Annotated in this window: 21 protein-coding genes; 12 read left to right on the top strand and 9 right to left on the bottom strand. The window is 70.9% G+C overall.

The window, feature by feature from the left end; all coding sequences use genetic code 11:
• Positions 1–190 precede the first annotated feature (190 nt).
• Positions 191–1,165: a hypothetical protein gene (locus ASC56_RS09940; protein ID WP_371330048.1), complete on the top strand. Its 975-nt coding sequence runs from the start codon at positions 191–193 to the stop codon at positions 1,163–1,165.
• A 470-nt stretch (positions 1,166–1,635) separates the two neighbouring features.
• Here the strand turns inward: ASC56_RS09940 and ASC56_RS09935 are convergent, their stop codons facing one another.
• The 3 genes from ASC56_RS09935 to ASC56_RS09925 all read right to left on the bottom strand — a co-directional run bounded on the left by ASC56_RS09935 (position 1,636) and on the right by ASC56_RS09925 (position 3,675).
• Positions 1,636–2,463 carry an SAM-dependent methyltransferase gene (locus ASC56_RS09935; protein WP_055491082.1) on the bottom strand — a complete coding sequence of 276 codons (828 nt, stop codon included), beginning with the start codon at positions 2,461–2,463 and terminating at the stop codon, positions 1,636–1,638.
• A gap of 91 nt (positions 2,464–2,554) precedes the next feature.
• Positions 2,555–2,806 carry a DUF397 domain-containing protein gene (locus ASC56_RS09930; protein ID WP_055490887.1) on the bottom strand — a complete coding sequence of 84 codons (252 nt, stop codon included), beginning with the start codon at positions 2,804–2,806 and terminating at the stop codon, positions 2,555–2,557.
• Positions 2,803–3,675 carry a helix-turn-helix transcriptional regulator gene (locus tag ASC56_RS09925; RefSeq protein ID WP_055490886.1) on the bottom strand — a complete coding sequence of 291 codons (873 nt, stop codon included), beginning with the start codon at positions 3,673–3,675 and terminating at the stop codon, positions 2,803–2,805. The genes ASC56_RS09930 and ASC56_RS09925 overlap by 4 nt, the downstream gene beginning before the upstream one ends.
• Before the next feature lie 299 nt (positions 3,676–3,974).
• Between ASC56_RS09925 and ASC56_RS09920 the strand changes: the two genes are divergently transcribed.
• The gene (locus ASC56_RS09920; protein ID WP_055490885.1) at positions 3,975–4,466 is read left to right on the top strand and encodes an ATP-binding protein; all 492 of its coding nucleotides are present in this window, start codon (positions 3,975–3,977) and stop codon (positions 4,464–4,466) included.
• A 106-nt stretch (positions 4,467–4,572) separates the two neighbouring features.
• Here the strand turns inward: ASC56_RS09920 and ASC56_RS09915 are convergent, their stop codons facing one another.
• Complete coding sequence (locus ASC56_RS09915; protein WP_055490884.1) at positions 4,573–7,011, bottom strand: SpoIIE family protein phosphatase; 2,439 nt, start codon at positions 7,009–7,011, stop codon at positions 4,573–4,575.
• A 202-nt stretch (positions 7,012–7,213) separates the two neighbouring features.
• Positions 7,214–7,642, bottom strand: a complete 429-nt coding sequence (locus tag ASC56_RS09910) for an ATP-binding protein (RefSeq protein ID WP_055490883.1) — start codon at positions 7,640–7,642, stop codon at positions 7,214–7,216.
• 153 nt (positions 7,643–7,795) lie between these two features.
• Between ASC56_RS09910 and ASC56_RS09905 the strand changes: the two genes are divergently transcribed.
• Both ASC56_RS09905 and glpK read left to right on the top strand, forming a co-directional pair.
• Positions 7,796–8,563, top strand: a complete 768-nt coding sequence (locus ASC56_RS09905; RefSeq protein WP_055490882.1) for an IclR family transcriptional regulator — start codon at positions 7,796–7,798, stop codon at positions 8,561–8,563.
• A gap of 41 nt (positions 8,564–8,604) precedes the next feature.
• Positions 8,605–10,119 carry a glycerol kinase GlpK gene (gene glpK / locus ASC56_RS09900; protein WP_055490881.1) on the top strand — a complete coding sequence of 505 codons (1,515 nt, stop codon included), beginning with the start codon at positions 8,605–8,607 and terminating at the stop codon, positions 10,117–10,119.
• Between the two features lie 93 nt (positions 10,120–10,212).
• On the opposite strand, the gene ASC56_RS09895 is transcribed toward glpK, so the two are convergent.
• Complete coding sequence (locus ASC56_RS09895) at positions 10,213–11,085, bottom strand: helix-turn-helix transcriptional regulator (protein WP_055491081.1); 873 nt, start codon at positions 11,083–11,085, stop codon at positions 10,213–10,215.
• 191 nt (positions 11,086–11,276) lie between these two features.
• Here ASC56_RS09895 and ASC56_RS09890 point away from each other — a divergent pair, with 191 nt between their 5' ends.
• The 3 genes from ASC56_RS09890 (at position 11,277) to ASC56_RS09880 (ending at position 13,289) form a co-directional block, all read left to right on the top strand.
• Complete coding sequence (locus ASC56_RS09890) at positions 11,277–12,080, top strand: SDR family oxidoreductase (protein ID WP_055490880.1); 804 nt, start codon at positions 11,277–11,279, stop codon at positions 12,078–12,080.
• Positions 12,081–12,139: 59 nt separating this feature from the next.
• Complete coding sequence (locus ASC56_RS09885; RefSeq protein WP_055490879.1) at positions 12,140–12,355, top strand: 4-oxalocrotonate tautomerase family protein; 216 nt, start codon at positions 12,140–12,142, stop codon at positions 12,353–12,355.
• A gap of 142 nt (positions 12,356–12,497) precedes the next feature.
• Positions 12,498–13,289 (top strand): DUF429 domain-containing protein, encoded by a 792-nt coding sequence (locus ASC56_RS09880; RefSeq protein ID WP_199835952.1) that lies wholly within the window; start codon positions 12,498–12,500, stop codon positions 13,287–13,289.
• A 71-nt stretch (positions 13,290–13,360) separates the two neighbouring features.
• Here ASC56_RS09880 and ASC56_RS09875 read toward each other — a convergent pair whose 3' ends face one another.
• Complete coding sequence (locus tag ASC56_RS09875) at positions 13,361–14,035, bottom strand: hypothetical protein (RefSeq protein WP_055490878.1); 675 nt, start codon at positions 14,033–14,035, stop codon at positions 13,361–13,363.
• 365 nt (positions 14,036–14,400) lie between these two features.
• Here ASC56_RS09875 and ASC56_RS09870 point away from each other — a divergent pair, with 365 nt between their 5' ends.
• The 3 genes from ASC56_RS09870 (at position 14,401) to ASC56_RS09860 (ending at position 19,976) form a co-directional block, all read left to right on the top strand.
• A complete protein-coding gene (locus ASC56_RS09870; protein ID WP_234376910.1) occupies positions 14,401–15,819 on the top strand; it encodes a cytochrome P450 in 1,419 nt (472 codons plus the stop codon).
• 66 nt (positions 15,820–15,885) lie between these two features.
• A complete protein-coding gene (locus tag ASC56_RS09865) occupies positions 15,886–16,893 on the top strand; it encodes a (-)-alpha-amorphene synthase (protein WP_234376909.1) in 1,008 nt (335 codons plus the stop codon).
• Positions 16,894–17,066: 173 nt separating this feature from the next.
• Entirely contained in the window at positions 17,067–19,976 is a 2,910-nt protein-coding gene (locus tag ASC56_RS09860; RefSeq protein WP_055490877.1) for an AAA family ATPase, read from the top strand.
• 25 nt (positions 19,977–20,001) lie between these two features.
• On the opposite strand, the gene ASC56_RS09855 is transcribed toward ASC56_RS09860, so the two are convergent.
• On the bottom strand, positions 20,002–20,682 hold the full coding sequence (locus ASC56_RS09855) for a transcriptional regulator (protein WP_055490876.1): 681 nt from the start codon (positions 20,680–20,682) through the stop codon (positions 20,002–20,004).
• 206 nt (positions 20,683–20,888) lie between these two features.
• Here ASC56_RS09855 and ASC56_RS09850 point away from each other — a divergent pair, with 206 nt between their 5' ends.
• The gene (locus ASC56_RS09850) at positions 20,889–21,857 is read left to right on the top strand and encodes a threo-3-hydroxy-L-aspartate ammonia-lyase (protein WP_055490875.1); all 969 of its coding nucleotides are present in this window, start codon (positions 20,889–20,891) and stop codon (positions 21,855–21,857) included.
• 100 nt (positions 21,858–21,957) lie between these two features.
• On the opposite strand, the gene ASC56_RS09845 is transcribed toward ASC56_RS09850, so the two are convergent.
• A complete protein-coding gene (locus ASC56_RS09845) occupies positions 21,958–22,554 on the bottom strand; it encodes a hypothetical protein (RefSeq protein ID WP_159039626.1) in 597 nt (198 codons plus the stop codon).
• Between the two features lie 201 nt (positions 22,555–22,755).
• Between ASC56_RS09845 and ASC56_RS09840 the strand changes: the two genes are divergently transcribed.
• Positions 22,756–23,865 carry a PP2C family protein-serine/threonine phosphatase gene (locus ASC56_RS09840; protein ID WP_234376908.1) on the top strand — a complete coding sequence of 370 codons (1,110 nt, stop codon included), beginning with the start codon at positions 22,756–22,758 and terminating at the stop codon, positions 23,863–23,865.
• Positions 23,866–23,939 lie beyond the last annotated feature (74 nt).

Raw genomic sequence — 23,939 nt, 5'->3', positions numbered from 1 at the left:
CGAGAACCCCGGCCCGCCGGAATCGGGCCGGGGTTCCGGCCTTGGGGTCCCCTGCCGGCGCGCCCGCGCCACCCATTAGCCCTGACGGAGCATCACCCGCCGTCCGACATACATCACTTGGCCCGGGTCTGGATTCCGATCCATAGGATTGCCATTCTGTGGATATTGGGGGGAATCCTTGCTTCAAGAGGTGGAGAGGCAACGAGGCCGCACCGGGGGCGGCGGCATGCGGGGCGGCGGGCGGAGGGACCACGGACTGCCGGCCCTGGCGAGCCACAGCGAGCCGGGGCGCCTGGGGGCTGCGTGTGTGCGGGCCGCGCTGTTCGTCGTACGCACGCTGCGGGGCGAGTGGTACTCCATAGTCGTCGATCCGGTACGGCAACTGCTGTGGCGCGGGCTGTCCGGACTCGTGCTGGCCTTCGTGGCCGCCTTAGGCGTGATCTTCTTCCACGCGGTCGCGCAGCGGCCCGCGGGCGCCGTGGCGGTGCGTGTGCTCGGCGGTGTCATGGCCGACCTGCCGCTGTGGCTGGCCCTGCTGCGCACTCCGGTGTCGCTGTACGTCCCGGCCCTCGACCTGCCGGTGTGGGCGGGCATCACCCAGCTGTTCCTGGCCTTCGCGCTGGCCGAACTGGCGCTCGGCCGGGCCCGGACGCTCGCCCTGGCGTACGCGACCACACTCGCCGGCACCCTCACGGTGCGCGTGATGATCGCGCTCGGGCCGGGCTGGTGGGGCCTGGGCCTGCCACCCGAGATCGGGCAGGTGCTCGACACCGGACCGTCGGCCGCGGTCGTGGGCCTCTTCACCTACCTCGCCGTCGTCCGGCATGCTCCCGTGGTGTTCACGCTCACCGGCGGGTCCATGGTGTGGGAGTCGGTCGTCAAGCCGAACCTGGCCGGCCGCGAGCACCTCATCGCGGTGGCCGCCGCCGTCGTCCTGGGTCTGCTCCACGGGCGCGGACACCGGGTGCGGCGGATGGTGGCCGTCGCGCTGATCGCGGCCATGCCTCGACGGCGACGCGCCACGAGCCCGTCGGGACCGGCCCCGATTCCGCCCGCGCGCACCGGGCCCGCCTCGCCCAAGCCACCGCGCGGCCACGCGGCCACGGGATCCACACGACTCGGCGAGGGTGCGGGTGCCCCGGTGGGGAATGGCGAGTCGATGTGAGCTCAGGCCGTGTCCGGGTCCGCGCCGGCACCGCCAGAGCCTCCGCGTACCGCTCCCGCGCCGTCGCCCACATACAGGTCATGATCTCGGCCGCCGCCTGCTTGCCGGTATCCCCGCCGGTGCGTACCGCGGCCAGCCTCAGCTCCCTCTATTGCGTGCGTCGCTCAGGCCATTCCGTCCGGGTCGCGCCCCGTACCGCAGGCCCGCCTCGGTGCGCGCCTCAACTCGCCCTGGTCCCAGCCCCCGCCGGCCCGACGACGGGTTCTGATCGCGGCACCGCTCGCTCACTTGCGCGTAGTGACCTCGACCAGATAATCACGGCACAGCGCGGTACCGACCGGGCAGCGTGTGCGTCGGCACTTCCGGCAGCACGAGATATGGGCCACATACGCTCGATACGTGCCCAGATCGGTGGAGGGCTGGGTCTTCGGCACGTCACACACTCCTCCCTACGGCTGCGCGCCCCTCCGCTAGGGCTTGATGCCCACTCCGGTCCACAGGCTGACCTCGGCGTCCGTGGGCAGCTGGCCCGTGGGCGTGTCGCCCTGCCCCGCGTCGGGGCGCCAGTGGTGGCCGACGGTGATGCCGGGGTCGAGCAGTTCGAGCCCGTCGAAGAAGCGGGCGACGTCCTTCTGGGAGCGGAACCGCACGGGTGTCCCGGCACGGGTGTAGATATCGGTGACCTTCTCCCAGGTCCCCGGGTCGAAGTCGGGTGTGCAGTGACTCAGTGCCAGGGCGCTGCCCGAGGGGAGGGCGTCCAGCAGACGGTTGACGAGTCCGTACGGATCCTGGGCGTCGGTGACGAAGTGCATCAGGGCGTTCAGTGACAGCGCCACCGGTCGGCTCAGGTCCAGCACCTCGGCCAACTGGGGCGCGCCCAGCAGCGTGTCGGGCTCGTTGACGTCGGCCTCGATGTACGTGGTGCGGCCCTGCGGCGTGCTGCGCATCAGACGCTCGGCGTACTTGAGGACCAGAGGGTCGTTGTCCGCGTAGACCACCCGGGCCTCGGGAACCACCGACTGCGCCACCTGGTGCAGGTTCGGCTCGGTGGGGATGCCGGTGCCGATGTCCAGCCACTGCCGGATGCCGTGCTCGCGCGCGAGGACCCGGGTCGCCCGGTGCATGAAGCCCCGGTTCTCCCGCGCGCACACGAAGATGCCCGGATAGGCGGCCGCGACGGTCTCGGCCGCCAGCTTGTCGACCTCGAAGTGGTCCTTGCCGCCGAGGTAGTAGTCGTACATGCGGGCGGAGTGCGGCCGGCTGGTGTCGATGCCCCGCGCGGCGTGCGAGTTGGTCATCATCTCCCTTTCACTGGTGTACGTCGGGCGTGCGGGGCGGGTCCCGACCGGAAGCGGACGGCCTCCGGATCCTTCCCGCTCGTCGGCCGGTTCAGCCGGCCGTCAGATGGTCGGCGAGGCCCTTCTTGACCCCCGCGACGAACGCGGCGATCTCCTGTGGCGTGTAGATCAGCGCGGGCCCCGCCGGATCCGTGGACTGCCGCAAGGCCACGCGCCCGTCGGCCAGTTGCTTGGTTTCCACGCACTGCCCCCCGTTGGGGCCGCTCCACGGAGACTCCCAGCCCTGCTCGCCGAGGTCCGACGCGGGCATCCCGTTGTAGACAAGGCCGTTGGTGGGGCTCATGAGTACTCCTTGCGCATGCGGTTCAAGAGCGCCTTGCTGTCCGCGGACGAGGTCAGCAGCGACATCCGGTTGTGCGCCTCCAGGTGGGCGACGACGTCGGAACGCTGGTCCAGGTACACGGAGGCGGAGAGGATCTCGCTGTAGACGATGTCGGGCAGCTCCGGCTCCTCGAAGCGGAAGTACGTGAAGGGCGCGCAGGCACCGACGTGCGCACCCGCGGCGAACGGAACGACGTCGACGCTGACGTGGTCCAGCTCCGAGAGCTCCAGGAGACGGTCGATCTGCTCCCGCATCACCTCGGCTCCACCCACCACCCGGTGCAGGACGGCCTCCTCCATCACCACCCACAGGGTGGGCGCGTCCGGTCTCTCCAGCAGGCTCTGGCGCCGCAACCGTCCGTCCACGCGGCGCTCCAGGTCCTCGTCGCCGTCGTTCGGGAAGCCCCCGCGCAGGACGGCGCGCGCGTACCCGTACGTCTGCAGCAGGCCCGTGACGTAGTGGGGCTCATAGGTGCGCAGGGTCTTGGCGCCGGACTCCAGGCTCACATAGGCGGTGAACCAGCTCGGCAGCACATCGCGGTACGCGTGCCACCAGCCGGGCTCGTTGGCCTGCTCGGCGAGGGCCACGAACTCGTCGATCTCCCGCTGCTCGGCCCCGTAGGTCTGCAGCAGCTTCTCCACATAGAGAGGCTTGAGGCCGACCTCCGCCTTCTCCAGACGGCGGATGGTCAACGGCTTCACCCGCAAGGCCCTGGCGGCGTCGTCCAGTGAGACGCCCGCGCCCTGCCGCCTCTCCTGAAGTCGTCGGCCGAGGATCATACGGAGAACGGTGGGTGCGCTGGTGCCGGAACCCGAACGTGCCTCGCTCACGCCCTTACCTCCTGAGGGGCTGTCACCAATGTGAGTCTGACAGCGACTTGGTGATGGCGCCAGACGCATACCGTCTCTCTGAAATTATCAGGGAGTCGCTTGCAGCGTGAACTGCGCTGCCCGCATAGTTGCGTGCGTGAGCGAAACCGCCGACGCGCACCGAACACCGTCAACGCCTGCCTCTTCGCACGGAGTTGGGGTGATCCGGCGTTCCACCTGGAGTCCGCGTCGGAGCGCGCGCCCCGGACCGGTCCACCGCTCACCTTCTCCGTCTCCCGCCCCCTTGGAAGGCGACCACGGTGTCCCCCCACACGATTCCCGCCCCCCTGCTCTTAGACGCCACGAGCCCCCAGCGGGCACACCGGTTCGAGCTTCCGGCGCAGCGGTCCAGCGTCGCCGTCGCCCGCCGTTCCGTGGACGCGTGGCTGGGCTCCCGCCAGTTGCCCGCCGACGTCCGCGCCGACGCCGCTCTCCTGGTGTCCGAACTGGTCACCAACGCCGTCATCCACACCCCCAGCACCCGCGTCCTGTGTGCTGTCGAGCTCGTCCCGGACGCGGGTCTCGGCCTCGGGGTGCACGATGAGGACGTCACGGGGCGTGGCCTCCCACCGTGCCGACCGGGCACTGACGACGAGAGCGGCCGCGGTCTGCTGCTCGTACGGGAGATCGCGGCCGCCTGGGGGGTCGAGCGTTCCGCGCTGACGGGAGGCAACGTGGTGTGGGCGACCCTGACGTGGCCCTCCCGGTGGCCGCCTTGTGGGCCGGCGGCACAGGGGCCGACGGGGGACTGAGCTCCTGTGCGTACCGCCTGGGCGCACGGCGGTCGCGGCCCTGCCGTCGGGCCATGGACATGAGTCGGCAGTGGCTCAGGAGCCCTGCGCGGGAGGCGGCAGTGGCTCAGGAGCCCTGCGCGGGAGGCGGGTTGTCGCCCGGTCGGGCGGGCAGCGGTTGCTCGGTCCAGATGGTCTTGCCGCGGCGGTCGCGGCGGGTGCCCCAGTGGTCGGTGAGCTGGGCGACGAGCAGCAGTCCGCGACCACCCTCGTCGGTGCTGCGCGGATGGCGCAGATGAGGGGCCGCGCTGCTGCCGTCGGTGACCTCACAGAGCAGAGAACGGTCCCGGATCAGCCGCACCTGGATCGTTCCCCGCGCGTACCGGATGGCATTGGTGACCAGCTCGCTGACGACCACTTCCGTCGTGAACGCGAGATCGGACAGCCCCCAGCTGGCGAGCTGGTGGTCGACCAGGGTGCGGACGGTGGCCACGATCGCCGGATCACTGGGAAAGGTCCAGGAGGCGACATGGTCCTCGCTCAGGACGCGGGTACGAGCGAGGAGGAGCACCACGTCCCGGTCGGGGCGGCCGGACAGCTCGGAGTAGATCACCGCGTCACACGCGGCCTGCACACTCGCATGCGGCTGGGCGAGGATGCGCCGCAGTCGCGTCAGGCCGTCGCCCGGGTGTCGGGGGACGAGCCCTTCGGTGTAGAGGACGATCAGACTTCCCTCCGGCACGTGCGACTCACTGGTGTCGAACGGCATCCCGCCACTGCCCAGCGGTGCCCCAGCCGGTGCGTCGACCGGCTCCACGAGTCCGTCGGGCTGGGCGACGAGCGGAGCGGGATGTCCGGCCCGGGCCACGTCCAGGCGAGCGCTGACCGGGTCGTAGACCGCGTAGGCGCAGGTGGCGGCGGTGGGCTGGGCGTCCAGGGGGCCATTGGCGGCGGCGGGCCGGCCCTCCTCGACGAGCCGGACCATGAGATCGTCCAGGTGTGCCAGCACCTCGTCGGGGGCCAGGTCCAGCGCCGCCAGGGTGTGCGCCGTGGCGCGGAGGCGGCCCATGGTGGCCACGGCGTGCATGCCGTGGCCCGTCACCTCCCCGACCATCAGGGCGACGCGTGCGCCGGACAGCGGGACGACGTCGTACCAGGTCCCGCCGGCGTGCCCCGGCAGATAGCTGAAGACGGCCTGCACGGCGTTCTGGGTGGGCAGCCGGCTCGGGAGCAGGCTGTTCTGCAGGATGAGGGCGGCGGTGCGCTCCCGGGTGTACCCGCGGGCGTTGTCCACGCACAGCGCGGTGTACGCGGCGAGGTCTGTCGCGATGCTCAGGTCGTCCTCCTGGAACGGCTCGGGCGTCATGGAGCGGTACAGACCGACCGCGCCCAGCACCACCCCCCGCGCGGCCAGCGGTACCACCATCAGGGAGTGCACCTGTGCGGCGCGCATGCGGTCCGCTCTGACCGGGTCGTGCGCGAGCCACCCGTCCTCGTCGTCGACCCGCGGTATCAGGCGGGGCCGCAGATCCGCGAGGCTCTGGGTGAGCGGTGTCGGGAAGCCGTACGAAGCCCTCTCGCCGACCGCGTAGGCGGGCTGCAGCCCGGAGCCCGTGGCCGACCGGAAGGCGGCTCGCCGGAAGGTGACCTCGGAGGCGAGCGGTCCGGGCTCCGGCGCCTCGCCCTGGTAGACGGAATCGAGTATGTCCACGGCGACGGCGTCGGCCAGACGGCCGACCACGACCTCGGCGAACTCGTCCGCCGTACGGGTGATGTCGAGGGTCGTGCCGATACGGGTGCTGGCCGCGTTCAGCAGTTCGAGGCGCGCCCGGTCCCGGTGACGCTCCGTGACGTCGATGGTCAGGCTCAACACTCCCAGATCCTCTCCCGCACGGTTGCGCAGCCGGAAGGCCGACAGGGAGAACACGCGCTCGTCACCGGGATCGGCAGAAGGAGGTCCCGGTTGTACGAAGTCGATGAGCGGCTCACCCGTGCTCAGCACGTGCCGCAGCAAGCCCTCGACGGCGTCGGTCGCGAAGGAGGGCGCGATGTCGCGGGCCCGGCGCCCGACCACATCCTCGGCGCCTGTGCCGCGCATCCCGGGCGAGGCGGTGTTGACCCGCACCACCCGAAGGTCGTTGTCGAAGATGTGCAGAGCGATCGGCGACTCGGACAGCAGCGCGTCGAGCACGGCCCGGTCGAAGTCGGGGGTATCCGTACCGCGCGTCCGGGTGAGGGAGACCGCCCATGCCACCCGGCCCTCCGGGCCGACCCGAGGGCACATCGACCACTCGGCCTCCACCGGCGAACCGGACCGGTCCCGCAGACGCACCCGGCAGCCGCCACCGGACGGCGGCGCGTGCGACACGGCGGGCTCCGCGGCCTGATCGGGTCCGACCAGCAGCGACGACAGCGCCCGGCCCACCATCTCCTCGGGCCGGTGGCCCAGCAGTGACTCGGCCTCGGGGCTCCACTCGGTGATCACACCGTCGGCGTCCAGGAGGACCCTCGCCGCGGGTGCAGCCGCCACCTCCCAGGTGCCCGGCACCCCGTCCGGAGCGGTCATGCGCAGCCCTTCCTTCGCCCGGAGGCCCCCGGGTCCGCTCCTGCCCGCCCTCGGCCGCGGACTTCCGGACCAGTGGCACGTACTCTCAGAGTCGCAGGCCCCCGCTCCGCCCGCTCGGCGGCACGCGCTTGCCCACGAAGGCGCATTCAGCCGGTGCGGCGGGGACGCCCTCCGCGCCCCGGCCGGCCCCACCCCCCGACTCTCACCCCACGAGCATCTCTGCCCACCGGCTGGTGCCGCCGCGGTGTGTTCGTACGCCGCACCGGGTCGACAGAGTGGTGACGATGTCGATGCCCCGGCCGTGTTCGTCCGGATCGACCGCGAGCGCCGACAGCCCCGCCGCTGCCGCGGGCCCCGCGTCGGTCACTTCCACGCGAACGGCCCTGCGGCCCTCCAGCAGGGCCTGCGACAGCCGGAGAGCCGCCGGGGGCAGGGCGTGGACGATCGCGTTGGTGAGCAGCTCCGAGATCACGAGGAGCACGTCCTCGGCGATGTCCGCGGGCAGTTTCCAAGCGGTGAGGACCGTGCGCACGCGTCGGCGTACCGCCGAGACGGCCCTGGGGTCGTGCGGCAGCGGAAAGACGTGTTCGACTCCTGCGCGAGGCGCGGCGTCGAGTTGCGCTATTGTCACAGGCCCTCCTTCCTCCGTGCAGCGCTGCCGGCCGGAGGCCGGGCGCGGGCGTTATGGCACGCTAAGGAAGGAAGTGCGGGTGGGTCAATGAACATGGGTCGGCATTACCGAACGCCAGTCGTGAGCCGGGCGGACTCGGACTAAGATCGCTTCATGGCCGGCCCAGTCCAGTCCATCGAACGGGCGGCGGCGATCCTGCGTCTGCTCGCCGGCGGCCCCCGTCGGCTGGGGCTCGGCGAGGTGGCGTCCTCGCTCGGGCTCGCCAAGGGCACCGCCCACGGCATTCTGCGCACCCTGCAGCACGTGGACTTCGTGGAGCAGGACGAGGCGACGGGAAAGTACCAGCTGGGGGCGGCCCTGCTGCACCTCGGCACCAGTTACCTCGACGTCAATGAGCTGCGGTCCCGCTCCCTGAACTGGGCCGACGCCCTGGCCGCCCGCAGCGGTGAGGCCGTCCGTCTGGGCACGCCCCTGGAGGGCCAGGTCCTCGTGGTCCACCACGTCTTCCGGCCGGACGACACCCTCCAGACCCTGGACGTGGGCGCGCTGCTCCCGCTGCATGCCTCCTCGCTCGGCAAGGTTCTGCTGGCCTTCGGGGCGGCGCCCGTCGAGCCACTGCTGGAGGCCGGACTGGAGGCGTACACCCGGCACACCCTGGTCGACCCGAAGGCCCTCAACCAGGCCCTCGGCGAGATCCGGGAGTTCGGCTGGGGCGCCGAGGTACAGGAGATGAGCATGGGCGAGGCCGGAGTCGCCGCGCCGATCCGGGGTCACGGCGGCCTCGTGGTGGGCGCGATCGGCGTATCCGGCCCGGTCGAGCGGATCTGCGACACCCAGCGCCGACCGCAACCGGCCCTGATCACCCTGCTCCGGGAAGCCGCACGAGCTATTTCCAGAGACCTGGGGGCGACCCGCTGGTAGGTCCCAGCACCTGCGCGACGCATCGGAAGGCAGGCCCGATCATGGTTGACCGGTATGTGATGTCCATCGACCAGGGCACCACCTCCACACGATGCATGCTGTTCGACCAGCGCGGGCGGTTGGTATCGGTCGCCCAGCGGGAGCACCAGCAGCACTTCCCGCGGCCCGGCTGGGTCGAGCACGACGCCGTCGAGATCTGGCGCAATCTCCAGCGCATCGTGCCCGAGGCGCTGTCCAAGGCCCACCTGGACGCCCGGCAGATCGCCGCCATCGGGATCGCCAACCAGCGGGAGACCACGGTGCTCTGGGACCGGCGGACCGGCACCCCGCTGGGCAGGGCGATCGTCTGGCAGGACACCCGCACCGCTGCGCTCGTCGAGGACCTGAGGAAGGAGCCCGGCGACGACTTCTTCCTCGAACGCTGCTGCCTGGCCCCCTCGACCTACTTCTCCGCACCCCGGATCCGGTGGCTGTTCGACCACGTCGAAGGGCTGGAACAGCGCGCCCGGAACGGTGAGGTGCTGTTCGGCACCATCGAGAGCTGGCTGATCTGGAATCTCACCGGTGGTGCGGACGGCGGCCTGCACATCACCGACGCCACCAACGCCAGCCGCACCATGCTCATCAACATCAGCAAGCTGACCTGGGACCAAGAGCTGATGGCGTACTTCGGGGTGCCGCACGCGATGCTGCCGGAGATCCGCTCCTCGGCCGAGACCTACGGCGACGCCCGCGCGGTGCTCCCGGGCGTCCCCATCACGGCCGCCCTCGGCGACCAGCAGGCGGCCCTGTTCGGACAGACGTGCTTCTCGCCCGGAGACACGAAGTGCACGTACGGGACGGGCAGCTTCCTGCTCATGAACACCGGCACCGACGTGGTGCGGTCCCGGCACGGCCTCCTCACCACGGTCGCGTACAAGATCGCGAACCAGCCCACGGTCTACGCCCTGGAAGGGCCGATCGCCGTCACCGGCGCGCTGGTCCAGTGGTTCCGCGACCGGCTGGGGCTGATCCACACCGCACCCGAGATCGAGACCCTGGCGCTCACCGTCGAGGACAACGGCGGCTGCTACATCGTCCCCGCGTTCTCCGGTCTGTTTGCACCCCACTGGCGCAGCGACGCCCGCGGCGTCATCGTCGGCCTCACCTCGTACATCACCAAGGGCCACCTGGCCCGAGCCGTGCTGGAGGCCACCGGCTGGCAGACGCGGGAGGTCGTCGACGCCATGAAGGCGGACACCCCCTTCCCCCTGCAGCAGCTCAAGGTGGACGGCGGCATGACGTCCGACAACCTGCTCATGCAGTTCCTGGCCGACGTACTCGATGTGCCCGTGGTGCGGCCCCTGGTCGCGGAGACGGTCTCCCTCGGCGCCGCCTACGCCGCCGGACTCGCGGCCGGCTACTGGTCGGACCTGGAGGTCCTGCGCCGCAACTGGCACCGGGCCGCCCAGTGGCTGCCTGCGATGGATCCCCAACGGCGCGAGTGGGAGTACGAGTGCTGGCAGCGAGCCGTCGAGCGGTCCCTCGGGTGGATCCAGCCGCCGAAGCGCCGGTGAGGACTTCCCGAACGCCCGGCGCTACGGGTCCGCCCCGGCGGCCGTACAGCGCCGGCCCGGCACGGCCGCCGGGGAGCGCCGGGATCCGCGGGCTCAGGCCTTCCGCTGTCCGAGCTCGTTCCCGCTGGTCGTCATGTCCTGCGTACCGATGACGGAGAGGAGCTCCAGCTGGGCGGCGCCCTCGGTACCGGGCGGAGCGCTGAACCACAGCAGGCGCTGGCGACCGTCCTCGCTGAACAGGCTGTGGCAGTCCAGCTCGATGACGCCCAGCGCGGGGTGGACGATGCGCTTGTGGTCGGTCCGCCTGAGGGCGACGTCATGGGTGTCCCAGAGGGCGGCGAACTCCTCGCTGCGCCGCCGGAGCGCGGCCACCATCCGGGTCACTTCGACGTCGCCACCGCGCCGCGCGGCGACCGCCTGCAGGTCGGCGACGAAGACCCGGGAGTGGTGGGGGTGGTCCTCGGGCGGGTGGAGAGCACGGGCGGACGGGTCGGTGAACCAGCGGTGGACGAAGCTCGCCTCCGGGCCCCGCACCGCCGGAGGACGGCCGACGAGTGCGGCGGCCAGACGGTTCTGGACAAGGGTTTCGTGCAGGTCGGTGATGACCTGCGCGGGGGTGGTGGTGAGCCGGTCCAGCAGGCCGAGCAGGGCCGGCTGGACATGCGCGGTCGGACCGTGCGCCGCCGGAGGCAGCGGCCGGTCGGCGAGATGGAACAGATGGTCGCGTTCGTCGCCGTTCAGCCGCAGCGCCCGCGCCAGGGCGGCGAGTACCTGGGCGGAGGGCTGGGCGCCGCGCCCGCGTTCCAGCTCCGTGTAGTAGTCCGCGGACAGCCCGGCCAGCTGGGCGACCTCCTCGCGTCGCAGACCGGGCACCCGGCGTCGGGGGCCGGTCGGCAGGCCGACGTCGGCCGGGCGGACCCGGTCGCGCCGGGACCTCAGAAAGGCGGCGAGCTCCGAGTGGTTCACGCCCTCCATCGTGACGTGTGCCGACGGGCCGAGCCAGGGGATGACAACCCCCGGGTAGACGCAGCCGTGGCTGACGCGGGACGACCGGCCCACGGTGGAGGCGAGCAGGGCACCGCCGACGACGCAGTCGCCCCGCGCCACGATCCACGCGCCGTGGCATCCCCGATCCGGCACGCTCCCCAGGAGTCCTCATGTCCCCACGAGACACCGCGTCACCCGCCCAGGAGACCGCGGCGGGCCGCGCCTCCTCCGCGCACGGCCACGATCAGCCCCGCGTCGCCCTCGTCACCGGCGGCTCGCGTGGCATCGGCCGCGAGACGGTGAACCGGCTGGCCGCCGACGGATACGCGGTCGTCGTCGGTTACGCGGGCAACCGCGATCTGGCCGAGGCCGCCGTCAAGGACGTCACCGCCGCCGGTGGCCGGGCGGTCGCCGTCCAGGCCGACGTCGCCGACGACGAGCAGGTGGCCGCGCTGTTCGACACCGCGGAGTCCGAGTTCGGCGGAGTCGACGTCGTCGTCCACGCGGCCGGCCGCATGCATCTGGCCCCGGTCGCAGAGTTGGACCTGGCGGAGCTGGACGCGCTCCACCGCACCAACATCCGGGGCACCTTCGTGGTCGGCCGGCAGGCCGCCCGGAGGCTTCGCGGCGGGGGCGCGCTCGTCACGTTCTCCACGTCCGTGGTCGGCCTGGCCCTGCCCCGCTACGGCGCCTACAGCGCGAGCAAGGGCGCCGTCGAGGCACTCACGATGATCCTCGCACGCGAACTGCGCGGCAGGGACGTCACCGTCAACGCCGTCGCCCCCGGCCCCACCGCCACCGATCTGTTCCTGGAAGGCAAGGACGAACAGACAGTCGCCCGGCTGGCCGCAGGGCCCCCGCTGGAGCGCCTCGGCACCCCCGGCGACATCGCCGAGGTGGTGGCCTTCCTCGCCTCCCCGGCAGGTCACTGGGTCAACGGCCAGGTGATCCGCGCCAACGGCGGCATCGTCTGACAGCCGCCCCGCTCCACGTCCGACCAAGTCCTGCAGTCACACTCCGAAAGAGAGCCACCGTGCCGTTCGCGAACTTCAAGGTCCCTGCCGGATCCCTCGACGAGAGGCAGAAGCAGCAGATCGTCGCCCGCACCACCGAGCTGTACGTCGAGATCTACGGTGAACGCGCCCGCTCCAACACCATGGTCCTGGTGGAAGAGGTCACCGACGGCGGCTGGGGCATCGGCGGGAACGTCCTGACCCTCGCCATGCTCCAGCGGTCCGCCGAGGACTGACACCGTCATCCCCGGGGGGACGATGTCGGTGTCAGGTGCGGGTGCTGATGCGCGGGCCGCTGTAGTCCGCGCCGGAGACGTGCTCCAGCCGGTCGACGTCGTCGGTCACCCACACGGCGAGATCGACCAGGGAGATCTCGGCATGGTGCAAGAACAGACGGTGACCGTCGGCGTCGACCTTGCTGCGAGCGCGCGGCGAACGGCGGTGTGCCGGGTGGTCTGGGGAGACGAGGGCGGCCTGACGGTGGAGTTCCTGGTACCCGAGGGAGACGAGGAACTCCTGGCGGTCGTCCGGGCGGCCGACAAGACAGGCCTCGACTGCCCCCTCGGCTGGCCCTCGAACTTCGTGGCAACGGTCCTGGCCCACCACCGAGGCACCCGGCTGCCGCCTCCCGTCAGGTTCCAGGACCGTACGGACGGCAGGCCCGGTCTTGACGCGCTGCGGTTCCGGCTGACCGACGACCTCACCTGGAAGGCCACCTCGATGCGGCCTCCGCTGTCGGTGTCGACCGATCTTCTGGGTGTCGTGGCGCTACGAGCGGCCTATCTGCTGGACGCCCTCGCGGCGACGGGCGTCCCCGTGCCCCGGGACGGGTCCGGACCGGTTGCCGAGGTCTACCCGGCCGCGGCACTGCGGCGATGGGGGATCCACCTCACCCGCAGCTACAAGAGCGCCGGGCCGGGAGCCCGTGCCCTACGGGAACACATCGTCCGCTCGGTCGAGGTGGGCCTGGGGCTGTCGCTCCCCGAGGCAGTGCGCGCGCAGTGCGCCGACAGCCACGACCATCTCGACGCCCTGGTCTGCGCCCTGGTCGCCCGTGCCGTGCAGATCGAGGACACCGTGTGGCCCCGTACCCCGGACGAGCGCGCGGCCGCCCGGCAGGAGGGCTGGATCCATCTGCCGGGCAGGGATCTCGCGGCCCTCCGCGGCTGACGATGCCGACCGTGCGCCGCCGTTCGCCTCAGCGGTTCACGGCGGCCCCGATACCCGGGGGCCGCGGGGCCCTACCCCGCTACCGCTCGGCCCGCCTTGGCCCAGTTGGCGTGCAGACGGTCCAGGTACGACTGTGCCTGGCCGCCCGGAGACGCGCCACGGGCGAAGGCGAGCATGTTGCCCGCACCCGCGTTGTAGCCGAGGGCCAGCAGTTCGTCCCTGCTGTAGGACGCGGGCCACCGGGCCGGAAGCCGCGCCGCGAGGTCGTGCAGGTACCAGGCTTCCGCCTCGATGGCCAGGTTCCGGTCGTCGGGCAACTCCTCCCAGCGCCGGTCGGCGAAGTCCCGGCCCTGCTTGACCTCGTTGAAGGCGGCGCGGTGCATGTTCGCGATACCGAAGGAAGCGCCCGGCTTGTACCGCTGCCATGCCCGCTCCAACTCCGGGTCGTGCGGCTTGTACGCCTCGTTGTAGAGGATCGCCATCAGCAACTGCGCGCCGATGCCCGTCTGGCGGGCTCGGGTACGGACCTGGGAGGCGTAGCCCGAAGGGTCGTACGAGGAGGGCGACGCCGAGACGGAGGGACTGGCCGAGCCGGTCGACGACGTGGGCGCGGAGGCCGATTCCCTAGGTGGGGGAGTCGTACCGGCCTGCGGGGAGTGGGCCGCGCGCACGATGACGTAGAGGGCCACGGCGAACACGGCGAGCGTAAGCCACCGCCAACGCCGCCGCGTCCGGGATTCGGCCATGTCGCGCCTTCTTCTCTCTGACGGCGTGTACGCCCTCAACCGAAAGTATCAAGGCCCCCTTGTACAGCAGGCGGATTAAGACCCATGTGAGGAATCGATCACCCGGCCGCCGGGGGGGCCGCACAGGGCGGGCGTTGCGGAAGGGTGGCATGTGCCAGGCGACAACGCCGATTCGCCCATGCTTCCTTGTGCTCCCGTGCGCCCCCCTGGAAAGAGGAGCGCACAGCCGAAGACGAGTTGCACTTGGCAAGACATGACTCGAACACCAAGTCGGTGGAACGTTCTTTCGCCGATTTCCATGTGCCGACCAAGACGGGTGGTATTCGATGAGTGGTGCCCTGCCCCGATCAGACCGAGCATGGACGGTGGGTACTGCACCAGGCATATTCCCATTCCCGTTCGTCGGTCACGGTATCACCCTGTTCCGTCGGCCGCTGGAATTCCTGAAGTCCCTGCCCGTGCACGGGGATCTGGTCGAGATACGCCTCGGCCCCCAGCGAGCCTGGCTGGCGTGCCACCCGGAGCTGGTCCACCGAATACTCATGGACACCCGCACCTTCGACAAGGGCGGCCCGCAGTACGAACGGCTCCGGCCGCTGATGGGCAACGGCCTCGTCACCTGTGGCCACGCGCAGCACCGACGGCAGCGCAGGCTCATCCAGCCCACCTTCCGGCCCTCCCGCATCGCCGACTACGCGCAGGTGATGGGCGAGGAGGCCCAGGCGGTGTTCCGCGAGTGGCGGCCCGGGACGGAGGTCGACGTCAGTGCGGCCATGCTGGCCCTGACCACGCGGGTCACCAGCCGAGCCCTCCTGTCCGACTCGCTCGACGCCGCGACCGTCGCCGAGGTGCGCGACTGCCTCGCCGCCCTCGTCCGGGGCCTGTTCATCCGTACGGTCGTTCCGCTCGCCCCTCTGTTCCGCGTTCCCACGCCGGCGAACCGTCGCTATCGACGCGCGTTCGCCCGCTTCCACGCGATCATCGACGCGGTCGTCGACGAGCGCCGACGGGGCGTTCCCCGCGACGATCTGCTGGGGAGCCTGCTGGAGGCCCAGGAAGCCCACGACGGGGCCGCCGGGGTCACCGGACAGGAGATCCACGACCAGTTGATCACGCTTCTGCTCACCGGGGTCGAGAGCACGGCGATGTGTCTGGGCTCCGTCTTCAGCCTGCTGCCCGCTCATCCGGAGGTCGAGCGCCGGCTGCACGCCGAAGCCGACGCGGTACTCGCCGACGGACGGCGGCCCGGCCCGGAGGAACTGTCGCGCCTGGTCTACACCCGCAGCGTCGTCACCGAGACGCTGCGGGTGTATCCGCCCGGCTGGCTCTTCACCCGGACGACCACCAGGGAGACGGAGATCGGCGGATTCCGGCTCCCCAGGGGAGCCACCGTCCTGTACAGCCCCTACCTCCTGCACCACGATCCCGCGTCCTTTCCCGACCCCGACCGGTTCCTGCCCGATCGCTGGCTGCCGGGGAACGCCACGGCCGTGGCGAACGGCGCGCTGCTGCCCTTCGCGGCAGGCAGCCGCAAATGCATAGGCGACACGTTCGCCATGGCGGAGGCCACGCTGGCTGTCACCGTGATCGCCCGCCGCTGGCGGCTGCGTCCGTTGCCCGGCCACGTCGAGCAACCGCGCCCGGCGGCGACCCTCGGTCCGAGGTCGCTCAAGATGATCTGCGAACTCCGTCGCCCCGTGCCGGCCCAGGAACCGTCGGCACAAGGTGCCCGCGACCCGGACACCGGCGACGCGTGTCCCGTACACCGGTCACCCGCACCCTGAGCAGAATTCGCGCACCGAATGACGGTGACACCCCGGCCGCGGGACTACCGAAGGGAAGGTGGCAATGTGTGCACGACGCACCAGGACACGGTGGACGCACCGGACGCCGGAAGTGCGCCCGGGAGTCTGCAGGAACTGATCGAGGCCGAGCTCTACATGCCCTTTCCCTTCCTGTGCAATCCGCATCAATCCGAGGTCGCGGACGGCCTCGACCAGTGGTTGCACGCATACGGGCTGACCGTCGACCCTCGGGTGGCGGCGATGATTTCCTACACCCGCCCCGCCGAACTCGCCTCCTACAACAGCCCCACGATGAGCCCCGACCTCCTTCAGCTCGTGGCCAATCAGATCGCCTACCAATTCGTCTACGACGACCGTGCGGAGGACATCGGCCGGGGACGGCCGAGCCGGCTGGTGCCCATGCTGTGCGAGAGCGTCGGCATCCTGCGTGACGGTCAACCGCCCAGCACGCCCCTCGGAGCCGCCCTCACCGACCTGCACCGTCAGGTCAAGGAGCGCTGCACCCCGGCACAGGCCGCGCGATGGGCGGCGAACAGCCGCGAGTACGTACACGGCCTGTTGTACGAGGCGGTGGCCCAGACCGAACCTCACCGGGTGGGGATCGGTCTGTGCGGTTCCATACGGTCGCTCACCGCCGGCGTGGAGCCCTTCTACCCGCTGTGCGAGGCCGCGCAGGAGCACGAACTGGCCCCCGAGGAGCTCGGTCACCCCGCCATGCCGCGCCTGCAGAGACTGTCGGCCGACGCGGCGGTATGGATACCCGACCTGTTCTCCGCGGTGAAGGAGCAACGAGCGGGCGGAGTGATCAACCTGGCGCTCGCGCACCGCCGCGCCTACCGCTGCTCCCTGCCGGAGGCTGTCAGCCTCGCCATCAGACGGATCAACCGCACCATCCGTGAGTTCGAGCGGCTCTTCAAGGAGATCGAGCCGGAGCTGAGCCCCGCCGGCATCGGCTATGTGGAGGGCATGGCCGGCTGGATCCGGGGCTGCTACCACTGGTCCCGCAGCGTGCCACGCTACGCGGACACAGCGGCCCTGCACGTCGGGCCCTGAGGGAGGAACACCGGTCGGGCTGCGTTACCCGAGGTGGGGGACGGGCAAACCGGCGCGATCAAGGGTTCACTCTTTCCACGGCGACTGCTTCCCCAAAGCATCTTCCGCGCGCCCAGGTGAGCGTACGCTCAACCTTGTCTTCCGATAGCTGACGGCAGGAAGCGGCAGGGCACATGGCGGACGGATCACGGCAAACGGTCACCGGGCACCGGATGGTGCTCGAGCGCCATCGGGAACTGCGCGCGGTCGACTCCGCGTTGGCGGACCTCCGCGATGTCGTCGACGGCGTCACGCGAGTCCCGCAGGGCGGACTGCTCGCCTTCACCGGTTCGGCCGGACTGGGCAAGACGACACTCCTCGCCGAAGTGCGCGCCCGCGCCACGGCGCGCGGATTCACGGTGTTGTCGGGCAAGGGCGGCGAGAAGGAGCAGGGCCTGGCCTTCCGTGTGGTCCGCCAACTCGTCCAGCCCGTCCTCGCGACGATGGAGCACAGGGATCGCCGCGAGCTGCTGGGGAGTTGGTACGACATCGTCGCCGCCGCCCTCGGTATCGAGGCGGAGAACACCGCCCGCGTGCCGGATCCGACCGGGGTGCGCGACGGCCTGGACTGGGTGATGACCCGCCTGACGGTGACGAAGGCTCCCGTCGTCCTGCTCCTGGACGACATGCACTGGGCCGATGAGGAGTCCCTGAGCTGGCTGGCCTCCTTCGCGCCACGGGCCGAAGACCTGCCGCTGCTGATCGTCGTCGCCTACCGCCCCGACGAACTGCCGCCCGGGGGAACCGCGTTGCGTTCGCTCGCCGAACGTCACCGGAACCGTCCCTACGCCCTTGCGCCGCTGACCGCCGACGGAGTGGCGAGGATCGTCCGGGACGAAGTGGGTGAGGGAGCCGAGGACACGTTCTGCGGCGAATGCTGGGCGATCACCGGCGGAAGCCCGTTCGAGACGGTCGAGCTCGCCATCCGGCTCGGCGAACGCCAGGTGAGGGGCACCGAGGCCGAGTTGGGTGTGATGCGCGACCTCGCCTCGGCGGTCAAGGGACCGGGGCTGATCGAGCGCCTGCAGCGACTGGGACCGTCCACCGTGCGTTTCGCCTGGGCCGCCGCCGTACTGGGAACCTCCATCTCACCGGAGTCGGCCGCCGCCGTCGCGGTCCTCGGCACCGAGCAGGCCGCCGAGGCGACCGAGAAGCTGCGCGCCGCCCGGATCCTCGCCGATGGCCAGGGACCCGGAGGCGGGCTGGAGTTCGTCCACCCGCTGATTGCGACCACCGTGTACCGGGCCATCCCGTCAGCACTGTGGGTCGGTCTGCACAACGCGGCCGCGGAAGCGGTCCGCGCGGCGGGGCACGGCGCCACCGCCGCCTCCCGGCATCTGCTGGAGGTCCCCTGCGAGGGCAACACCGAGGCCGTGGAGTGCCTGCGGGAGGCCGCCCGCGAGTACCTTCGCGCGGGTGCGCCGGAGGCCGCCCGGCGCGTACTGACCCGGGCACTGCGGGAGCCACCGGCCCCGGAGGCGCGTGCCGAGCTGCTCTACGAACTCGCCGGCTCCACCTTTCTGATCGAACCCACGGCCACGGTCGGCTATCTGCGCACGGCGCTCACGCAACCCGTGCTCGACCAGGAGCTGCGCGCCCGTATCGTCTACCGGCTGACCCAGGCACTGGCCCACACCGACCAGGTCGCCGAAGCCGCGTCCGTGGCCGCGAGCGAGGCGCGACGGGCCACCCATCCGCGTACCCGACTGCGGATGCAGGCCGACCACTTCCAATGGAGCTCCTGTCGTGCCGACGAGCCCGACGCGGCCGCCCGCTCGCGCAAGCTGGCACGGCTGGCCGCGCGCCTGACCGGTCGTGGCCCGGAGGAGCGCTACATCCTGGGCCTGAGGGCATGGGACGCCCTGCTGCGCGGCGAGCCGCGCAGGACCGCCCTCACGTACGCCGAGGAGGCGCTGCGCGGCGGACTGAGCTGGACCGACGAGAACCGGGGCTTCGAGGTCCCGGTCTCGGCCGCCCTGGTGTTCATGTACTGCGACCAGCCACGACGGGCCGAAGAGCTGTTCACCCGGGGCATCGCCGAATGCGAGGCGAAGGGCTGGCGCGGCTCCCATCTCGCCCTGGGCCAGACCCTGTTCGGCTACATCCGCCACCGCCGTGGGAGCCTGGCCGAGGCGGAGGAACTGGTCCGGGAAGGCCTGCGCATCGCCGACCGGGTGAAAGAGGCGCTGCCCGCCCAGTACTTCGCCGTGGGCATTCTCATCCAGATCCTGCTGGCCCGCGGGCGGACCACCGACGCGCGCCGGCTCGCCGACTCCTACCGGTACGGGGCGATCGTCCCGAACGCCGTCATCTATCCCGACCCGCGTACGGTGTACGCCGAACTGCTCCTGGCGGAGGGACGATACGACGAAGCGGAGGGCCTGCTGTCGGCCGTGGGGAAGTGGCTGGACTCACGGGCCTGGCGCAATCCGGCCTGGTGCCCCTGGAAGCTGGACCTCGCGTCCGCCCTCGCCCCCACCGCTCCCGAGCGGGCGGTCCGCGTTGCCCGGGACGCCGTCAAGCAGGCACGGGACTTCGGTGCCGCGTCCGCGATCGGCCAGGCGCTCCACACCGAGGCCGAGGTGACCGGCGGGCCGGCTGCGCTCGATCTGTATGCCGAGGCCGTCGGCCATCTGGAACGCTCACCGGCGTCGTACGAGCTGGCGCGTGTCCTCGTCGGCCACGGCGCCGCGCTGTCCCGGAACGGTCAGCCACAGGACGCCGCCGACCGGCTCTACCGGGGCCTGGAAGTCGCCGTCCACTGCGGCGCCGAGGGCTTGGCCGCCCGGGCGAGGGAGGAACTGTCCGCGGCCGGGCTGCGACCGCTGCCCCTGCGCTACGCACAGACGGACACGCTCACCGCCCATGAACGCAAGGCCGCCGAAATGGCCGCGTCGGGCCACCCGTTGGCGGTGGTCGCGAAGGAACTGCGCCTCACCGAGCAAGGGGTGACGCAGCTGCTCTCCTCCGTCTACCGCAAGGTCGGCACCGATGCCACCGGCCTCGCCAGAGCCCTGGAGACCTTTCCCCGTCCTCAGCCGTGACTCACGGCCGGCGCGGGACGCCTGGTCAAGTGTCGCCTCCGGGGCCGGTGTCGGCGCCGTCGTCGTGGGTCCGGGCCGCGGCGAGGTAGTTGTAGGCGGAGGCCCGGGAGATCCCGAGCCGGGTTGCGACCTGCTGCACGGCGCCGCGTACGGCGAACACCCCGCGTCGGTCGAGGTCGCGGAAGAGTTCCAGCCGTTCGGCGCGGCCGAGTTGGGCCCACGGCTTGCTCTGGCGCAGCTGGCGGGCGTCGACGATCGCGTCCAGCACCGCGCCGATGTCGTCGCCGAAGGTGGTGACCGGCAGGGCCCTGGTCGCAGGACCGACCCCGGCCAGCTCCCCGACCAGGGCGTGCACCTGGTTGACGGCGGTGACGTCGAGGTTGATGCACAGGGCGCCGAACACCGTACCGCTCGAATCGCGGAGCACCATGGTCGAGGACTTGACCATCTTCCCGTCCTGTGTGCGGGTGATGTAGTTGAGCTCGTCGTGCGCCTGGTCGCCGGCCGCCAGGATGTTCATGCCGATCTCGCTCATCGCCCCCCCGACACCCCGCCCGGTGACCGATCCGGCCAGGGCGACGACGGAGCGCTCGGGGCGCCGGAAGTCATGGATCACCACTTCGCAGAAGGACCCGAGGGTCGCCGCGATGCCGTCGATCACCGGAGTGAGCGCGGCGATGATGGCATCCTGCTCGTCGGCCGGCATGTCGGACTCCTCGCGGTTCGTGAAGAACGACTCATAGGGGCGTTGATCCAGGGGCGGTCCGCTCCGGCGTGTTCGTGCGGCCGTCGCCGGCGGTGCCGTTCGTGCCCGCCTGGACGTGACCGTGGCCTGGACATCGAGTATAGGGTGTAGACAATGATTCCAAGCGGTTCGCGGACAGACGGCAGCGCCCGGAACGGAGTAGGAACATGACCGACACCCCGCTCGTCACCCTTGAGGACGTCCGCGACGCTGCCGCGCGGATCAAGGGCATCGCCCACCGCACTCCTGTACTGCGATCACGCACACTGGACGATCTGGTCGGCGCGGAGGTCTTCCTCAAGTGCGAGAACTTCCAGCGGATAGGCGCCTTCAAGTTCCGCGGGGCGTACAACGCCGCATCACGGCTGTCCCCCGAGCAGTTGGCGAAGGGGATCGCCGCGTACTCCTCCGGCAACCATGCACAGGCAGTCGCCCTCGCTGCCCGCGAACTCGGCACCACCGCCGTGATTGTCATGCCGGAGGACACGCCACGCTCCAAGATGGAGGCGACGGCCGGTTACGGCGCCGAGATCGTCACCTACGACCGCTACACCGGCGACCGGGTGGCGATCGGGGAGGCGCTCGCGGCCGACCGCGGCCTGGCGCTCGTACCTCCGTACGAGCACCCGCACGTCATCGCGGGACAGGGCACCGCCGCTCTCGAACTGGTGGAAGAGACCGGTGACCTGGACGCCGTGGTGGTGCCGGTCGGCGGTGGCGGCCTGATCGCCGGCACGGCCACCGCCGCCAAGGGGCTGCTGCCCGCGGTCCGGGTGATCGGTGTGGAGCCGCAGGCCGGCGACGACACGAAGCGGTCCCTGGAAGCCGGTCACCGCGTCTCCATCCCCGTGCCCCGCACCATCGCGGACGGTCAGGCCGCGGACATTCCGGGCGAGCTCACCTTCTCCGTCAACCAGCGGCTGGTGGACGAGATCGCCCTGGTCGGCGACGACCGGATTCGTGATGCCATGCGGTTCGCCTTCGAGCGTTTGAAGATCGTCGTCGAACCCAGCGGCGCCAGTGCCCTGGCCGCACTGCTGGCCCACCGGATCGACCGCGTGCCACGCAGGATCGGAGTCATCGTCTCCGGCGGCAACATCAGCGCCCAGCGGTTCAGCGAGATTCTCCACGGCTGACGACGCCAGCCCCTCGGGACGGCACCCCGCGTCGACATCGACCCCGCACAGCACGACGATGTGGTGTGTGTGCGGGGCGTTCGGTGACGCCTGCCGGTCGCTACTGCAGGACCGTGGCGGTGGACGTGTAGGTACTGCTCGTCACTCCGACGTCCGTGGCGCACTGCAGGGCGTGGCTGACGGTGTCATGCAGGACGGAGTTGGTTTCGAAGAGAGCCCCGGAGAAGAGGCCCGTCGTGACGATGCCCGTGCCCTGCAGGCTGCCGAAGATGTTGCCCTGCGGGATGTTCTCCGTCACCTTGGACGTCTGCGTCTCGCCGTTGTCGAGAATCCAGGTGATCTTGATGTTCAGCGTGCCGCCGGCAGCCGCGCACGAGCTGTTGGGGAAGTACCCCGCGTACGTGTCCGAATAGCCGACGATCGAATGCCCGCCCGTCGCGGACTTGTCGCTCCGCAAGTCCGCGCACGAAATGCCGGAGTCGGCTCCTGTGACCGTCAGGTTGCGCGCCAGATAGTTGATTCCCGTCTGCGGCCGACTGACGTTGCTGATCGAGACCGTGCCGGATACCGCGCATGTCACGGCGGTCGTGGGCACTGCACCTGGCTCGGCGGACGCGACGGCTGCCTCCGGTAGGGAGATTGCGGCTGCCGTCGCCCCGGCGACGAGCAGTGCTTTGCCGGCGTGACCGATCCTCATGGAGTCTCCTCACGTATCAGATGACATCTCAGAAGGTTTTGCGATGCTTCTGGTCCAGTGCATGACGATTACTCGCACGCTCGTTGTACAGGAGAATCCAGACGCGGCCGGGAATGCGGTGGAACGACATCAGAAATACGTCCGACCTGGTGACGCCGGAGTTCCCCGCCGCAGGGGCCGTCGGACGTGGGACCATTGTGTGTGACCCTTGGTGAGCTGCTGGACCTGCGGGGTCCGAGATCCGGGCGGGCGCTCCTGCTGATCCCGCTGGGGCTCATCGCCGCCGTGTGCACGGTGGACATCCTGGCACCGCCGGACATCCATCTCGGCCCCCTGCTGGTTGCGGCACCTGCCATCACCGCGGCGTTCGCCGGACCCCGGCTGACGACCCTGATCGGCTTCATGGCGGTCGGAGGTCAGATCGCCATCGGAGTGGCACGACGCGTACTGACCACGGAGAACCTGCAGGCACAGATCGCCGCTCTGGTGCTCGTCTCGGCCGTGATCGTCGCGTTCTGCCTGTTCAGGGACAGACACGAACACCAGCTGACCCAGAGCCGGTCCGTCGCCCAAGCCGTTCAGGCGGTGCTGTTCCCCACGCTGCCGCGGCACAGCGGGCCCCTGGAGATCGCGTCGCTGTACTTCGCCGCCCAGGACGAGGCCGCCATGGGCGGAGACCTCTTCGCCGCGGCCCGCACCTCGCACAGCACCCGGCTGCTCATAGCCGATGTCCGGGGCAAGGGACTACCCGCGATCGACCACGCCTCGCTCCTGCTGGGTGCCTTCCGCGCCGCTTCGCATCGTCAGCCCACACTGCCCAGACTCGCCGTGCATCTCGACGGTGCCATGCGGTGGGACTCCAGACAGTGGCAGCAGCACCAGGAGCCCGACATCGACGAGGCCTTCGCCACCGCCCTCATCGTGGAGATCCCCGACCATGACCCCGTGCTTCACGTCGTCACCTGCGGCCACCCGTCTCCCCTGCTCCTCGACCGCGGCCACGCCGGGACACTCCCGCTCAGGCGGATCGCTCCACCACTGGGCCTGGGAGGACTCTGCGGGGAGGAGAGCTACGCGGTCGAGTCCTTCGCCTTCAACCCCTCGGACGTACTCCTCCTCTATACCGATGGCGTCCTGGAGGCGCGCGACGGGGAAGGCCGCTTCTATCCGCTTGCCGACCGCGCCGCGGCCTGGTCGGCCGAGCATCCCGGGCAGGTGCTGCGACTGCTGCGCGAAGACCTCGTCACGCACACCCGGGGCCGGCTCTCCGACGACGCCGCGGCCGTCGCGGTCAGGCACGCGGATGCCTGAGCCGGTCCGCCCCGGCCGGTCCGGCTGGACAGCCGCCGAGAGCGCGGAAGAGGTTCCGGCCGCGGTATCGGTGG

The sequence above is a fragment of the Streptomyces sp. TP-A0356 genome (assembly GCF_001417775.1).
GTDB lineage: Bacteria > Actinomycetota > Actinomycetes > Streptomycetales > Streptomycetaceae > Streptomyces.
This window is presented reverse-complemented; position numbering and strand designations above follow the sequence as displayed.